15 protein-coding genes are annotated in these 15,450 nt (G+C 46.5%); all 15 read right to left on the minus strand.

Going from position 1 to position 15,450, the window contains the following annotated elements; all coding sequences use genetic code 11:
* Positions 1 to 4: 4 nt before the first annotated feature.
* The 15 genes from fabF to G9G57_RS22510 all read right to left on the minus strand — a co-directional run bounded on the left by fabF (position 5) and on the right by G9G57_RS22510 (position 15,447).
* Positions 5 to 1,249 (minus strand): beta-ketoacyl-ACP synthase II, encoded by a 1,245-nt coding sequence (gene fabF / locus G9G57_RS22440; protein ID WP_019685750.1) that lies wholly within the window; start codon positions 1,247 to 1,249, stop codon positions 5 to 7.
* Positions 1,250 to 1,269: 20 nt separating this feature from the next.
* Positions 1,270 to 2,970 carry a thiamine pyrophosphate-binding protein gene (locus G9G57_RS22445; RefSeq protein ID WP_019685749.1) on the minus strand — a complete coding sequence of 567 codons (1,701 nt, stop codon included), beginning with the start codon at positions 2,968 to 2,970 and terminating at the stop codon, positions 1,270 to 1,272.
* Positions 2,967 to 4,190 carry an aldehyde dehydrogenase family protein gene (locus G9G57_RS22450; RefSeq protein ID WP_016818889.1) on the minus strand — a complete coding sequence of 408 codons (1,224 nt, stop codon included), beginning with the start codon at positions 4,188 to 4,190 and terminating at the stop codon, positions 2,967 to 2,969. The genes G9G57_RS22445 and G9G57_RS22450 overlap by 4 nt, the downstream gene beginning before the upstream one ends.
* Before the next feature lie 44 nt (positions 4,191 to 4,234).
* Complete coding sequence (locus G9G57_RS22455; protein WP_019685748.1) at positions 4,235 to 5,695, minus strand: class I adenylate-forming enzyme family protein; 1,461 nt, start codon at positions 5,693 to 5,695, stop codon at positions 4,235 to 4,237.
* Between the two features lie 12 nt (positions 5,696 to 5,707).
* The gene (fabI, locus tag G9G57_RS22460; RefSeq protein WP_017427043.1) at positions 5,708 to 6,478 is read right to left on the minus strand and encodes an enoyl-ACP reductase FabI; all 771 of its coding nucleotides are present in this window, start codon (positions 6,476 to 6,478) and stop codon (positions 5,708 to 5,710) included.
* Between the two features lie 422 nt (positions 6,479 to 6,900).
* Positions 6,901 to 7,434, minus strand: coding sequence for a hypothetical protein (locus G9G57_RS22465; RefSeq protein ID WP_016818892.1), 534 nt, complete (start codon positions 7,432 to 7,434; stop codon positions 6,901 to 6,903).
* Between the two features lie 288 nt (positions 7,435 to 7,722).
* Positions 7,723 to 9,060 (minus strand): TrkH family potassium uptake protein, encoded by a 1,338-nt coding sequence (locus G9G57_RS22470; protein WP_017427044.1) that lies wholly within the window; start codon positions 9,058 to 9,060, stop codon positions 7,723 to 7,725.
* Between the two features lie 87 nt (positions 9,061 to 9,147).
* Positions 9,148 to 10,674 carry a lysine--tRNA ligase gene (lysS, locus tag G9G57_RS22475; protein WP_016818894.1) on the minus strand — a complete coding sequence of 509 codons (1,527 nt, stop codon included), beginning with the start codon at positions 10,672 to 10,674 and terminating at the stop codon, positions 9,148 to 9,150.
* Positions 10,675 to 10,786: 112 nt separating this feature from the next.
* Positions 10,787 to 11,263 carry a transcription elongation factor GreA gene (gene greA, locus G9G57_RS22480; RefSeq protein ID WP_013308160.1) on the minus strand — a complete coding sequence of 159 codons (477 nt, stop codon included), beginning with the start codon at positions 11,261 to 11,263 and terminating at the stop codon, positions 10,787 to 10,789.
* A gap of 214 nt (positions 11,264 to 11,477) precedes the next feature.
* Positions 11,478 to 12,506: a tRNA dihydrouridine synthase DusB gene (gene dusB, locus G9G57_RS22485; RefSeq protein ID WP_017427045.1), complete on the minus strand. Its 1,029-nt coding sequence runs from the start codon at positions 12,504 to 12,506 to the stop codon at positions 11,478 to 11,480.
* Positions 12,507 to 12,552: 46 nt separating this feature from the next.
* Entirely contained in the window at positions 12,553 to 12,753 is a 201-nt protein-coding gene (locus G9G57_RS22490; protein ID WP_080561116.1) for a helix-turn-helix domain-containing protein, read from the minus strand.
* Entirely contained in the window at positions 12,705 to 13,253 is a 549-nt protein-coding gene (gene folK / locus G9G57_RS22495; protein ID WP_017427046.1) for a 2-amino-4-hydroxy-6-hydroxymethyldihydropteridine diphosphokinase, read from the minus strand. The genes G9G57_RS22490 and folK overlap by 49 nt, the downstream gene beginning before the upstream one ends.
* Positions 13,254 to 13,262: 9 nt before the next feature.
* The gene (folB, locus tag G9G57_RS22500) at positions 13,263 to 13,625 is read right to left on the minus strand and encodes a dihydroneopterin aldolase (RefSeq protein WP_013368705.1); all 363 of its coding nucleotides are present in this window, start codon (positions 13,623 to 13,625) and stop codon (positions 13,263 to 13,265) included.
* 71 nt (positions 13,626 to 13,696) lie between these two features.
* Complete coding sequence (folP, locus tag G9G57_RS22505; protein WP_164965573.1) at positions 13,697 to 14,563, minus strand: dihydropteroate synthase; 867 nt, start codon at positions 14,561 to 14,563, stop codon at positions 13,697 to 13,699.
* Positions 14,560 to 15,447, minus strand: a complete 888-nt coding sequence (locus G9G57_RS22510) for an aminotransferase class IV (protein ID WP_164965574.1) — start codon at positions 15,445 to 15,447, stop codon at positions 14,560 to 14,562. The genes folP and G9G57_RS22510 overlap by 4 nt, the downstream gene beginning before the upstream one ends.
* Positions 15,448 to 15,450 lie beyond the last annotated feature (3 nt).

Consider the following 15,450-nt stretch of genomic DNA (forward strand, 5'->3'; position numbering starts at 1 on the left):
AGGCTTATACCCCCTCCCACTTACGAACGGCAAGACAGACGTTGTGTCCCCCAAAACCAAAAGAATTACTAATCGCCGCACGGACTTCACGTTCCTGATATACATGCGGTACAAAATTCAGTTCAGGGGCTTCGGGATTGTCACAATTGAGTGTCGGTGGTACTTTGCTGTGGATCATGCTCTGTACCGTTGCAATTAATTCGACTGCCCCAGCACCGCCCATTAAATGGCCTGTCATGGATTTAATAGACGATATTGCCAACCGAGGCGCATGCTCTCCGAATACTTTTTGAATAGCATTAATCTCCATGCGATCATTAAATGGCGTACTCGTACCGTGGGCATTGACATAGTCAATCTCCTGCGGTGTTAAGCCCCCATCTTGCAGCGCTATATTGATCGCTTCTGCCGGGCCGGAGCCCGAGGGATCTGGAGCCGTGATATGATATGCGTCCGTTGTGCATCCATAACCCGCTACTTCGGCCAAAATGGTTGCGCCCCGGTTCAAGGCATGTTCCAACTCCTCCAGCACTAGAACCCCTGCCCCACCACCGATGACAAAACCGTCGCGATCCGTATCAAACGGGCGACTGGCTTTCTGTGGCTCTTCATTACGTCTGGAAAGAGCGTGAATATTCGCAAAAGAAGCCAAATCAAGCTGACTAAAGTTGGCCTCTGCTCCTCCAGCCACTACGACATCAGCTGTGCCGTACTGGATCGTACGTAATGCTTCACCGATGGCATTGCTTCCTGTGGCACAAGCAGTGACCACAGCAAACGAAGGTCCCTTAGCACCAATGGCAATAGAAATTTCGCCAGGCGCGGAATTAATCATCATCGAGGAAACAAAATAAGGAGAGACCCTTTTAGGACCAAGCTCCGTTAATTTTCTGTAGTTCTCCTCTATGACATCGAGGCCGCCTGCTCCAGAGCCGACGATGACACCCACACGACCTGCATTTCGTTCGTCTATGACTAACCCCGATTGCTCGACTGCCTGACGGGCAGCCGCCAAAGCGAATTGAGTGAACTGTGCAACCTTTTGGGCTTCCTTTTTGCTCATATACTCCAACGGGTCAAAGCCCGTAACTTGTGCACCAATTTTTGTTGGTATATTTGCTGTATCGAAAACAGTGACAGGTCCGATTCCACTCTTTCCTTCCAGCAGTGAATTCCAGAAATCTGTAAGATGAAGCCCGATCGGCGTTACGACTCCCTGTCCTGTCACTACAACACGTCTTCTCACCATACCCACGTCCTTCGCTGAAATTAATTCTTGGAAGCCTGTTGCTCGTAGAGAGGAAAGTCGCCATATACATGACTAATTTTCTCATGCACATCTGCAAGATCAGCAAACACCTCGACGACCACAAGCTTGTTCTCCTTGTATTTTTGCCAAGCAAGCTGAAGCTGCTCCCGAGCCTCCCCCTTGCTGCGGATTGCCAGACTTTCGACAAATTCATACTGGGGAATTTGGATTCCTGTCTTGACCGCCTCCGAAACAAATGGGAAGGCTTGTCCTGAGATATGCTTATAATTCATCTGGTTTTGCAGCCAACCGTAGCCGCCATTATTAAGTACAAGATAAATTACTGGTATTTGATACTGTACCGCCGTCATAAAATCTGAACAAAATAGATTGAATGCACCGTCACCTACAAGCGCTACTACCGGGCGTTCTGTCGCCACACTTGCCCCCAGAGCAGCGGCCGCACCGAATCCAAGACTCGTTTGGTCACTGGGAACAATGGAAAGTGAGCCTGAGGTAAAACGGAAATATGGATAAAAGTAGGACCACATATCCTGCAATCCGTTCTCTTGTAGAAGCACTAGGTCTTCAGGAAACTCCGTCTGAATCATGTCCAACAGTTCTGGAACATGGATGCCGGGGGCCTTTTTCAACCCTTCCAAATAATTAGTCCTCTCTGAAAAAGCCTTTTGTTTACATCCTCTGATCGTTTCAAGCCACGCTCCACCGGGCTCCTGTCCGCGCCGTTCTAGCCATTGCTCCACTGCCGCATATCCATCGCCAAGCACCTTGATGCCTCTGAATTCGTGCGCAAAATCCTCCAGCTCTACATTGACTTGAATTAAAGGCGTATCCTGTAGCAAAATATCCCACTCGAACGTAGCCGTTTCTTCCAATCGACTACCAAGCGTAATGACCACATCGGATTCCTGCCAGATTTGTCTCAGACTAAGATCGGTATAAAGACCGGCAACACCACAGAAAAGTTCATGGTCTTCATTCACTACACCTCGTCCCGAGGCAGTTGCGAACACAGCCGCTCCATGTTGGTTAGCGAACCGCTCAATCACATCGCTTGTCCCTGACTTCATTCCGCCTCCGACTAGAACGAGTGGTCTACGGGCATTCTCAATGATGTTCCATGCCGCATCCAGTTCCCGAACAGACGGAGAGCACGAGAGCTTTTCTGGCGGGGCAAACTGAATCCCTGTTGGCACAGACTGGTCCATCAGGTTCTCGGGTAATTCTATATAGACAGGACCTGGTGCTCCATTGATAGCCAAAAAGGCAGCCCGCTCCATCGCCCATACAAGCCGATCCACATGCTCAACACGATAAGCCCATTTGACGAGCGGCTTCACGAGTGAGATTTGATCGGCTTCCTGAAAGGATCGGGTACCCAGCTTGTCTCCTCCGGTACCGAGCGCCAAAAGCAGGAGCGGGGCACCCAGGTTCTTGGCTTCCAGTAGCCCCGTAAGTGTATTGCTGAGCGCAGGACCTTTTCCCACAACACATACGGACATCTGGTTAGTTGTGAGCGCATAGCCTGCAGCCATAAACACAGCATTACGCTGATCTTTGCACAAAATAAAATCCATACCGGATGAGGGGAGTGACGCTACAATATTGAGATCGTCACTTGGTAATCCAAAGAGGTGCTGGGCCCCAGCCGATTGTAAGTAGCCAATGATGGCATCCCAGGGGGATATGCTCGCGGTCATACCAAACTCCTCTTTTCTGACAAATATTCTGCGACAATTTCCGAGATCAAGATCGGCTTCGAAACGAGCTTATAATCGTAAAAAATATAGTTCGACATCGTGCCATAGCCACCAAAAGGCTTATTGCCTTGATCCACATCCTCAAGGGTTTGATTAATGGTCAATGTGTGCTTCTTTCGTAGAACGTCTGCCAGATGCTCTGACCCGTATAAGCTGCAACCCATTGCCCGTTCGCTGAAATAACTGGAGGAAATGCGCTTGATCAATTGCTCGTCGTCTTGGTAGCTAACTACATTGAACACAGGCGAAAAATACTCAATAATCTCCAAGTTCTGATCCAATTCGCTATATACAACCGTTGGCTCCATTTTTTTCGTACGGAAATCAATGCCGCCGCCGTAAATAATAAACTTATCGTTCGTATTAAAATATTCAGAAACCGAATATAGCGTGTCTTTATAGAATATAGGGGAGTAGTTCGCGTTCGGATCATTGTTGGCCCCAAATACGAGTTCGTCAATCCGTTGAATCAGCAAGTTTTTAAATGGCTCGCTCACCTCTTGATGTACCAGGATGATGTCGGGTCCCAGGCAGTCCTGTCCAGAGTTGAACAATCTCATGCGGATCACATCGGTAACCGCCAGCTCCAGATCGGCATCTGGTCCAATGATGAAAGGATTGATCCCTTGTCCATAAAAAATGTAGAGCTGATCCTTGCGAATCTGTTTTTTGATCTTCTCCGCATTGGTATAGCTCCCGGTGAACACCACAATATCAGCTGGCATCACGGAATTCTCCATGAACACCTTCTGGCTAACTTTGCGAATATAGATAGGTAATTGGTGTACTGCTTGCAGCTTTTCATGCAGCATATCGACATACTCGTTTACGTGAGAAGAAGGACGAAAGTCTATATTTTCAACGTACAGGGATGGAATCAAGAGGTATAATGCATAGGAGTACAAAATGACGTTGGAGGGCATGAATACAGCCATAGATCGTTGCCAGCTTGGCTGATGGGTCTGCACTTCTTGCAATGCACCTTGAAGTGTGAGGATCGTGGAGTCAATTTCTGCATTGGCGGCCCGATAGGATGAAAATTGTGTGAGAATATCCATCACTTCTTGCCGATTTTCAATCAAATAATTGAGGCATTTCAGAATAGATTCATGCCTTTTCAAAAACAGCGTGTTTTCTGCCAGTTCTGGATTTATACTCATGGCACATTCTCCCTTTCCTATATGCGATTTTGGTAAATATCTTGTTATGCTTTGCGAGAAGCAGCTTTCTCTAGAGCAGTGCGCTCCATCTCCAGACGATCTACTTTTCCATTGCGATTTAAAGGAAAATGGTCGAGCGGAAGCAAAAGATCGGGAAACATATAAGAAGGGAGTACCCGATTCATCTCTTTGCGGAGCACAGGTAAGACCTGTGAGGATTCACTTTCGATGAATGCAACAAGCAAGGTCCCTTTTGCCTCATCCTCCAAAGTAATCACACAGGATCGGTAACCTAGTGAACCAATCCGGTCTTCGATATAGACTGGGGAGACCATGTAGCCCATCCGGTTGACTGTCTTACCACTGCGACCAATAACATACAGCATTCCGTCATCCAGATAGCCTAGATCTCCCGTCTTAAACCAGCCATCCTGGAGAACAGATTGTGTCAGGTCGGGACGATTCAGATAACCTTCCATGCATCCGGCACTTCGTATCCACACTTCGCCTACGATACCGTCCACCTGATGGTTGCCAGTAGAATCAAGTATTTTCAAATCCACACCAGGTAATGGTTTGCCACACCCCTTCGGACACTCCAGCGTCCCCAGCGTGACGTTGCCCAGTTCAGAAAGGCCATAACCATTCAGCAGGGGCTGTCCAAATATGTTGTTAAATTTCTCTTCGAGGTCTTGAGTAAGTGGAGAACCGCCTACGCACCACATGCGGACTGGGGATTGCTTGATCAATTCCAGTTGTTCGGGTTTTCGGCTTAGCATACGCAACAAGGTGTAAAAAGCAGAGGGGTTAGCGTCTACGACCGTCGCCCGGTCTTTCGTAATACTTGCAATGACGCTCCAGAGTTTTTTTGGATTGCAGATGATGAGAGAACATGAGGTTAACCACCAGGAGAAGATAAGTGAAATTCCATAAAAATGAGAGAAAGGCACTACGGGGAGCATATGGTCAGACGGTATGTAGTTCATAGCGTGTATGGAATGTCTGATATTCTCCATAAAAGCTGATCCAGCTTTCACGATTCCCTTGGGTTTTCCCGTCGTACCTGAAGAATACAGAATGAGCGCATCCGGTCTCTCGCACCACTTGTTAAAGTCGAGGGCTTCGGGCTTTGGCTCTCCCACCCAATGCGGGTGTACTGCTTCTTCTTGAATGAGATCTTGAATCAGAATAACGAGAGCATGAGGAACTTCTAAATCGGAATCCGTCAGAATGCAACAGGCACCCGCCTCATCATAGATTTGGGCCACCTCATCAATTACCGTCTGCTCGTCCACCACAGTTACCGAAACTGCGAGATGACACAGGGAAAACAGAGAAACAACAAACCAATAGGAATTGGCCGCTTTCAGAATCACTCTACCGTCTTTAGGAATTCCTCTGAGAGCCAACATCCGTGAGAAGATCGTCACATCCCGCTCCAGACGTTTCCTGCTCATAATTCCTTCAGGTGAGATAATACGGCAATCCGTATGCGTAATAAGCACAACGTTCCCTCCTTACATCCCCGTAATATGGTATCCAGCATCTACATGGATAACTTCACCCGTAATGCCTCTCGATAAATGGGAAAATAGGAATAACGCCGTATCTCCGACTTCAGACGTATCGACCGTCTTGCGTAGGGGCGTAGTTTCTTCAATATGCTTTAGCATTGTGTTAAAATCTTTAATGCCATAGGCGGCCAAAGTACGTATAGGACCAGCCGAAATCGCATTTACACGAATGCCGTAAGTACCCAGATCATTCGACAGATAGCGCATGCTGGCTTCTAGTGAGGCCTTTGCTACACCCATAATGTTGTAATTCTTGATGGCTCGTTCTGCGCCGATATACGTCATGGTGACGATACTTCCACCCTCCGTCATCAGCGGGTATACGCGGCGGGATACAGCAGCCAGAGAATAGGCACTGATTTCTTGAGCAACCGCGAATCCCTCGCGAGAAGTATCGACGAACGAGCCTTCCAAATCCTCAGCCTTAGCAAACGCAACACTGTGGAAATATCCGTGTAAGACGCCTACCTTCTCCTTGAGAAAGTCCGCCAGTGCATCCAATTCTTCATCGCTCTGTACATTGCAAGGACAGACAATGGAACCCGGAATGGTTTCAGCGAGCTTTAGCACCCGTTCTGCAACCCTCTCATTTTCGTAAGTAAAAATGAGATTTGCTCCTTCCGCAGCTAAAGATTGGGCTGTCCCCCAGGCAATACTCCTGTTATTAGCCACACCCATAATCAAAATGTTCTTTCCACTCAGTAGTACTGCCACAGAAACCACCTTTCCTTTTTACATTTTTAAACATAATAACAACTTAATTGAGTTTGTCTACATATATAGACATATATAATCTTTCCTGGAATATTATCTCGTCAGTTGCCAAACTTATATAGGCGCCGTTTTAGGCAGATGGCAAGAATATTTTAAAAATTGTGAATGTGGTTTCTGTTGGTCTGTGTTCAAATCGAAAGGAGTCCATGCGTGTGAAAAAAGTGGTGAGGCAACGATAAGATGACTGTCAAAGCGATTTTAATATAAAAATATCATACTCTTATAAATATTTCCATTCCGACGATAGACTCATCCCATTATCGAAAGTAACCACTTCATTTCACCATCAATGACTCTCCCGATTTGAACATCCTGAGTGACCAGCCTGATTCGTTTCAAGCTTGCGGCTCTATTCCTCTTGGCTAAGCCTTATGTTTATGTTTTTTAGGAGCTAAGGTATAGCTGAAGGAGACAACAAAGTCGATTGCCAGAACGATCGCCCATGTTTGCATGATGCCCTCCAGTGCCGCCGTACGCTGCGGATCACCTACATATACAATGATGGCGAGCAACAAAGCGTTGCCTATAGCCCACCCCAACAGGTGAAGCAACCAACCTATACGCTCCTCTTTTGCATGAGCAGCACCATACTTGCGTTCAGGCTTGGGTCCTTTACCAAACCAATGAGAGAATCGTACATCGGCCCACTTAATTAACCTATGACCAAACGCTACGGTAATACCAAAATAACAGGCTGCCAGGCCAGTAGCAGTCGTAATCTCCATGCCACTTCTCACCGTGATGAACACCGCAATCAGCAACAGGATATCAATAATTGGGGTAAAGAGTAAAAGAAGGCCCCCTAATTTCTTCAACCCAAACATATACCTTGCGACTAACCCTGCAACAACAAAAACCCAAAATAAAACCTCAGCACTAATAATAAATAAATACATAATGGACGATTCCTTTCAAATTTGAAATTGGTATTTCCCTAAGTCCCCCCCTTCATGCCCACTATCATACAATATTATACATAATATTCCTAGTATTTTGTCTATAATTACATAAAAGGAAACAAATAGCCGTTTTTTTACAATAAAATTGCGGCTATTTAGTCCATTTCCTCTTATTCTCAAATTGGGCATTTTTCATAATATGCTACAAATAAAGGATTATGTTATGTGCAATAAAAAAAGATGCTCCCCTGTCATCAGCACGGGTGCATCTTTTATATAGATAAGCTATCCAATTACAATATGTCCTTCAGGACGACGGTACAACGTCTTGGTCGAACGTGGGCGAATGGCATAAGCGATCGTAAGAGGACCGATTCGACCAATAAACATCGTCACACAAATAATCAGCTTGCCTGCGTCAGACAATCCTGGCGTCACTCCTACAGACAGCCCTACCGTTCCGATGGCAGAAGCCGCCTCAAATGCAAGAGAGAGAAATGGGGCATCCTCGGTCATTAAGAGCAGTATAACCACAATCGAGAATATAAATAGCGCCATTACAATAATGGTCAACGCCCGCATCATGATATCCTGAGGAACCCTATGACGGAAAAACACAATCTCCTTCTGTCCTCGCATGACGGCAATTAACGCACCTACCATAAGCAGAAACGTAGTTGTTTTAATTCCTCCTCCAGTAGAGCCTGGAGAAGCACCGATAATCATCAGCAGCATAATAAAAAATTGACTGGCCTGCCTTAACCCGCTGATGTCGACCGTGCTTGTTCCCGATGATCTCGTGGAGACGGATTGGAAGACAGCGGCATATACTTTGCCTTCCCAGTTCAGTCCGCCCAAGGTTCGTGCATTGGTAAACTCAAAAATAAATATAACCAGCGCACCAATGACAATGAGCGCTCCCGACACGCTTAGCACCATTTTAGAGTGTAAAGTCAGTCTCCGGGTACGACGAAAATCGAACAAGTCGCTTAGTACAAGGAAACCCAATCCTCCCGAAATCACAAGCACAGATGCAATCATATTGAAAACAAAATCTCCAGCGTATTGTTGAAAGCTGGTCCCAAACAGATCGAATCCCCCGTTATTAAAGAGGGATACGGAATGAAAAATCCCATAATATATCGCCTGTCCGACCGGCATCTCTCGCATCCACCGCAAAGCTAAGACGACAGCCGCAATTGCTTCAATGGTAAAAGAAAAGATCAGCACCTTGCGAATAATGCGCACGATCCCTTCCATGCTATCAGCGTTAATCGCTTCCTTAAGCAGCAGCCGATCCTTCAACGATAGCCGTCGTCCCATCAATAGCGCAAACAAGGTCGCTAAGGTCATAAACCCTAGCCCACCTAGCTGCATCAGCACCAAAATGACGGTTTCTCCAAATACCGTATAGGTCGAATCGACGTCAACGACGACCAATCCTGTGACACAAGCAGCAGAGACGGACGTAAAAAGCGAATCAATCCAATGCGGAGCATGTCCACCATGATTGGCAATAGGAAGCATCAGCAGCAAAGTACCCAATGCAATAATCAATACATATCCGATGACCAATATAAAAGGAGGCGATGCGAACCGACTAAGCTTGACGCTGCGTTTCATCAGAACTATTCCTCTCCATCCGTTCTTATGAAAAAGAGGAACTAGACACGGGAACCCCGGCTGATCCTCTATATTCATAATGTGATGTTATTCTACTGTACGGTTACGCATATGCGGGAAAAGCAGCACATCGCGAATGGAAGGCGCATCTGTCAGCAACATAACCAAACGATCGATGCCGATGCCCAGCCCGCCTGTTGGCGGCATACCGTATTCCAAGGCGCGGATAAAGTCATCATCCATTTGATGAGCTTCATCATTGCCATGCTCACGTTCCAGCAATTGCGATTCAAAACGTTGGCGCTGGTCAATTGGATCATTCAGCTCAGTGAACGCATTCGCATGCTCACGAGCGACCATGAACAGCTCGAAGCGATCCGTAAAACGCGGGTCCTGTTCATTTTTCTTCGCCAATGGCGAGATTTCAACCGGATGTCCAGTAATAAAGGTCGGCTGAATGAGCGTTTCCTCTACAAAATGCTCAAAGAATGCATTCAGGATATGTCCAAATGTCATGTGCGGTTCAACCGGAACCTTATGCTCTTTCGCAAGGCGATGAGCTTCTTCATTACTCATTTGCACACTAAAGTCTACGCCTGTTACTTCTTTAACAGCATCCACCATGGAAACTCTGCGCCATTGCGGCGTCAGATCGACTTCCTGACCTTGATACTGAATGTGCTGTGTGCCCAGTACTTCCTGCGCAATATGTGCAATCATGTTTTCCGTCAATTGCATGATATCTTTATAATCAGCATACGCCTCATACAGCTCAATCAACGTAAACTCAGGGTTATGACGAGTCGATACACCTTCGTTACGGTATACACGCCCGATCTCATATACTTTCTCCATTCCGCCAACAATTAGTCGTTTCAAATGAAGTTCAATAGCAATACGCATATAAAGCTGTGTGTCCAATGCATTATGGTGCGTAATAAATGGCTTCGCCGCCGCCCCGCCAGCAATGGCATGCAACGTTGGAGTTTCAACTTCCAAATAACCGAGCGAATCCAGATAACGACGCATGGATTGAATAATACGGGACCGCATAATGAACGTTTTTTGTACTTCTGGGTTCATAATCAGATCTACGTAACGCTGACGATAACGCAATTCAACATCCTTCAAACCATGATATTTCTCCGGCAATGGATACAAGGATTTGGACAAGACTTCAATATCCAATACTTTGATCGTCGTTTCGCCTGTCTTGGTTTTAAAGAGCACGCCCTTAACACCAACAATATCGCCGAGATCCAAAATACCAAATGCTTTATAATTCGCTTCAGGTACAGTGTCTTGACGAACATAGATTTGAATACGTCCGCTAAGATCCTGTATATGAGCAAAGCTGGCTTTCCCCATCACTCGTTTAGCCATAATGCGGCCTGCTATGCTAACTTCAATATTTTTTTCTTCCAATTCTTCCTTGGTCAAGCTGTCATACTTGCTCAGTAGTACGCCCGCTTCATCCGTGCGTATGTATTTGCGTCCAAAAGGATCAATGCCCAATGAGCGAAGCTCGTCCAATTTGGCACGACGAATTTGCAATAATTCACTTAATTCCTCGCGATTTTCCTGTAATTCCTGGTTAGTAGTTTCATCCGACATGGTGCTAAATCAGCTCCTTCAATATGAATAGACGGGCCGGGGTCCGTCTCGGGTGTAGAGAAAAAAAGCTTCCACAAGGAAGCCTTTACATTAAATTCCAAAGTCCGTGTTTTTATTTCTTGATATCCACGATTTTATATTGAATAACACCTGCTGGAACGGTTACATCTACAACAGTTCCTTTTTTCTTACCGAGAATAGCCTTGCCAACCGGGCTTTCATTGGAGATCTTGTTCTGGAGCGGGTCGGATTCGGCAGAACCTACGATAGCATACTCTGTAATATCCCCGAATTCCAAGTCTTCAACGGTTACAGTTGCCCCTACTCCCACAACATCGGTGTCAATTTCATCGCTATTGATAATACGGGCATTACGTAGCATCTTCTCTAAAGTAATTACACGGCCTTCAATAAAGGCCTGCTCATTCTTCGCATCCTCGTATTCGGAGTTTTCACTAATATCTCCGTATCCGATGGCTACCTTAATCCGTTCAGCCACTTCCCGGCGTTTGACAGACTTTAAGTTCTCAAGCTCATCTTCGAGCTTTCTAAGGCCTTCCTGTGTCAGAATGACTTCTTTATCGCTCATCTCAACCGATTCTCCTGTCATGGGAAAAGTTTAAAAGTGCATCGGAATGCACGCTTTCAAAACATAATATGCCACTCTGAGGGAATGAGAACATTTCCTGCTGTTGTCTTGAGAGCTGCATACAATTTGTAATATACATCAAGATTTTATACTGAACGATTATAGGGCAAGCAATTGGAAAAGTCAATCGCATGCACAAGCCGGAACTGCTTCCTTATTGCGCAACAGTAACAGGAGAAGCAGCGCTTGTAGAAGCCCCCTCGTTTTCCACCATGTGCAATTGAGATACAAATTGATTCAAAATACGTACCATATCGTCGCGCTTTGTTTCTTCCATAATTACATCCTTAATACGTGCAGAACCTTTAATCCCCTTGAGGTACCAAGCCAGATGCTTGCGCATTTCACGAACAGCTACTGCTTCGCCTTTCAGCGCCACCAGACGGTCCATATGCAGAATGGCAATACGGATTTTTTCTTCCGGTGATGGATCGGGCAACAGCTTACCCGTCTGCAAATACTCAATCGTACGGTACAGCATCCATGGATTCCCCAGAGCGCCGCGTCCAATCATAACGCCATCACAATTGGTCAAATCCAACATTCGGCGGGCATCTTCCGGAGTTAACACATCACCATTTCCAATGACAGGAATGGATACTGCTTCTTTAACTTCTTTTATAATATCCCAATTCGCATGCCCCGTATACAATTGCTCACGTGTACGGCCATGTACGCTGACGGCCTGACCTCCGGCACGTTCAACAGCACGAGCGTTCTCTACAGCGTAAATATGCTCGCTATCCCAACCGATACGCATTTTCACGGTAACCGGCTTGCTCACCGATTCCACTACTGCGGATACCATCTCATAAATCTTGTTTGGATCGAGCAGCCAACGAGCACCTGCATCACATTTGGTCACTTTGGGAACCGGGCAGCCCATATTGATGTCAATAATATCTGCATTCGTCTCCTGGTCTACGACTTTCGCTGCTTCCACCAAAGATTTGCGGTCGCCCCCGAAAATTTGCAAGCTAAGCGGCTTCTCGCGCTCATCTACAAACAGCATCTCGCGTGTACGCTTGTTGCCGTGAATGATGGCCTTATCACTAACCATTTCTGCACATACCAAGCCTGTACCGAATTCCTTGGCGATCAAGCGAAAAGCAGGGTTGCACACGCCTGCCATTGGTGCCAGGACGACTTGGTTTTTCATTTCAATGTCGCCGATTTTCAGCATATCCGTTCCCTCCTTTACTCCTTCTTTATATATCGTATACTTATCTTCATTCCGTCAATTCCCGGACTTCAATCTCTAGCGTTTGGGCAATGATGTTTAGCATGTCTGGGTCTACTGCACGGTTACCTCGCTCTACAGCACCTAATACAGTCAAAGATATGCCCGTTCGGTCTGCCAACTCCTGCTGGGTGAACCCTTTTAGCTTCCGAAAGGCGCGGAGTCGTTGCGCCAGCTGCAAGTTTTCCAAAGCTGTATGCCGTCCTTTCCATCCACAGAATTCAATGCAGTATGCACGATACTGTACAGACCGGACGAATCTTGGTTCGGAACAATGTCAGCCAAGGGAACCAGCACAAAAGCACGCTCCAACATACGAGGGTGAGGAAGCTCCAAATCCGTCGTAGCCAGTTGTTCCGCTTCCATCCACAACAAGTCCAGATCAATGGTTCGTGGACCGTTAGGAATATGTCTTACCCTTCCCAGACGACTCTCCACGTCCAGCATATAAAACAAAAGCTCCTCTGGAGCAAGTGTTGTCGATACGGCTACCGTCATATTCAAAAAAGAAGGCTGATCCAGATATCCAACAGGCTCTGTTTCATACAGACTGGAGCAGCGCAGCACTCGTATCGCCGGATGTTCGTCCAGTGCGGTAATGGCTTCATACAGGGTATGCTCACGCTCCCCCAAATTAGCCCCTAAAGCAATATAAGCCTCTGATGCCTCAGAGGTCGAATGTGCATTCATGTATCGTTCCTACTTTCTTGCGCGATAAAGCTCAACCGTCACACCCTGAAAATGAATATCAAACGGCGGATGCGGCTTCGTCACTTTGACAGTCAGTGCATTGACACTAGTATAAGTGTCCAGTAGGGAAGATGCAATACGTTCGCCTAAAGCTTCAATCAATTGGTAAGATTCCTTTTCTACGATATCTTTCACGGTATAATGCACCTCAGCATAATTAACCGTTTTGTCCAAAGCGTCCTGCTCCCCTGCTTCACGCAGATCAAGCTCCAGTTCCAAGTCAATATAGTAACGCTGTCCCAGCTTACGTTCCTCGGGAAAAACGCCGTGATATCCGTAATACTCCATGCGATGCAATTTCATTTTATCCATCTTAGGTAAGTCCCCCTGTTTATTTGATTTTATCTATATAAGTTCCACATAAAGGATTAGTGAAGCGGGCTTTACCCACCATAACTCAGTGGATTTTTAGACCCGTACACCATCGCATCACACATACGTACAGTGCGCTTGATTTGTGCCACATCGTGTACACGCACAATCTGACACCCTTGGGCAATCCCAAAGGCCACGGTAGCCGCAGTTCCCTCCACTACATCATCCACTGGCAAATCCAGTGCTGTACGGATAAATTTTTTGCGCGACGTAGCCAACAACAGCGGAAATCCCAGCTGACTTAATGTATCAAGAGAAGTCATGGCATGAATATTTTCATCATAGTCTTTGGCAAAACCGATGCCTGGGTCTAAAATGATCTGCTCCTTACGGACCCCTGCTTTCAGTGCTAATTGGATACTTTCTTGTAAATCGGACAGCATATCAGAAACCAAATCGGTATAGTTACGATCGTGACGATTATGCATCAAGATGACCGGACAATCGAATTCTGCTGCTACTCGTGCCATATCGGGGTCTGCTTTAAACCCCCACACATCATTAATGATGTGTGCGCCTGCTTCAAGCGCCTGTCTGGCTACTTCGGCTTTGTAAGTATCCACAGACAATGGGATATGCGGTGCAATCCGATGGATTGCCTGGACGACCGGAATGACCCGAGCCAGCTCCTCTTCCACACCTACTGGTTCATGACCTGGACGGGTAGATTCCCCACCAATATCAATGATATTCGCTCCATCCTCCACTAGCTTCAATGCATGTAAAACAGCAATCTCTGAATTATAATGTAATCCTCCATCCGAAAATGAATCCGGGGTCACATTAAGTATGCCCATAATCTGGGTGGAATGCCCGAGTGTAAGCTTGGCATCCCCCATTTGATAGCTGCGTTCATAAAGAGTTGGTATATTCACTTCATCCCTGCTTTCTGCCTATAATCATGCAACAGCAAAGCTGTTATGGACTCGGTCTGCGCCAAGGGCACCGATAAGTGACTTGCTACGCCTCCCGGCTCCAACAATAAATCCACGGGTCGTATTTCTTGTATAGAGTTGGTCATAAAAATTTCATCAGCCTGTTTCAGCTCATCCCAGTGGTATAAACCTTGCTCACATGGAATGCCCCGCAGGTCCGCCAACTCCAAAATGAACTCACGTGTAATGCCTGGCAGAATTCCTGTAGACAAGTCAGGGGTATACAGCCTATTATTCCGCACAAAAAACAGATTGCTAACTATTCCCTCTGCCAGAAAACCATTGGCCGTAAGCATTATTCCTTCAGCCTTATAATGGACAGCCTCGGCATACTGCTGAAGTTCCCGCTTCGCAAGAATATTATTCATATAATGGAGCGATTTTAATCGAATCTCACCCTCCGGAGTATTTCTGGGGGTTCGTAGCAACTGAAGCGCAGAGGATTGCCCGGTTTGTGTATTTGTAGAGGGCAGCGGCTTGGCGAACAAAATATGGTTGGGCCGCGTGTAGTCACCAGATGGCAAGCCCAGTGCCTCTTCACCCGCCGATACGGTGTAGCGGATATAGGCTTCATCCAGCCCATTTGCCACCATCAGATGCTGGATGTGTTTCGTAAGCTGCTCCTTATCCGGTTGAAAAGGAATGCCGAGCATTCGGCAGCCTTCCTCCAGTCGACGTAGATGCCGATCCAGCAGGAAGGGAACCCCGTTATAGGTGCGGAATGTCTCAAACAAGCCCATTCCGTATAAAAAGCCGTGATCACTTACGTGAATCACGGCTTTTGCGGCTTCCGTGAGGACGCCATTGACTCCGATATATCTCATAAA

This window comes from Paenibacillus sp. EKM211P, from assembly GCF_011066175.1.
Lineage (GTDB): Bacteria > Bacillota > Bacilli > Paenibacillales > Paenibacillaceae > Paenibacillus > Paenibacillus polymyxa.

What these genes read in the sequence shown, in the direction of transcription:
- fabF (WP_019685750.1), bottom strand. Translation starts at nt 1,249, where the DNA reads ATGGTGAGAAGACGTGTTGTAGTGACAGGACAGGGAGTCGTAACGCCG.
- G9G57_RS22445 (WP_019685749.1), bottom strand. Translation starts at nt 2,970, where the DNA reads ATGACCGCGAGCATATCCCCCTGGGATGCCATCATTGGCTACTTACAA.
- G9G57_RS22450 (WP_016818889.1), bottom strand. Translation starts at nt 4,190, where the DNA reads ATGAGTATAAATCCAGAACTGGCAGAAAACACGCTGTTTTTGAAAAGG.
- G9G57_RS22465 (WP_016818892.1), bottom strand. Translation starts at nt 7,434, where the DNA reads ATGTATTTATTTATTATTAGTGCTGAGGTTTTATTTTGGGTTTTTGTT.
- G9G57_RS22470 (WP_017427044.1), bottom strand. Translation starts at nt 9,060, where the DNA reads ATGAAACGCAGCGTCAAGCTTAGTCGGTTCGCATCGCCTCCTTTTATA.
- lysS (WP_016818894.1), bottom strand. Translation starts at nt 10,674, where the DNA reads ATGTCGGATGAAACTACTAACCAGGAATTACAGGAAAATCGCGAGGAA.
- greA (WP_013308160.1), bottom strand. Translation starts at nt 11,263, where the DNA reads ATGAGCGATAAAGAAGTCATTCTGACACAGGAAGGCCTTAGAAAGCTC.
- dusB (WP_017427045.1), bottom strand. Translation starts at nt 12,506, where the DNA reads ATGCTGAAAATCGGCGACATTGAAATGAAAAACCAAGTCGTCCTGGCA.
- folK (WP_017427046.1), bottom strand. Translation starts at nt 13,253, where the DNA reads ATGAATGCACATTCGACCTCTGAGGCATCAGAGGCTTATATTGCTTTA.
- folB (WP_013368705.1), bottom strand. Translation starts at nt 13,625, where the DNA reads ATGGATAAAATGAAATTGCATCGCATGGAGTATTACGGATATCACGGC.
- G9G57_RS22510 (WP_164965574.1), bottom strand. Translation starts at nt 15,447, where the DNA reads ATGAGATATATCGGAGTCAATGGCGTCCTCACGGAAGCCGCAAAAGCC.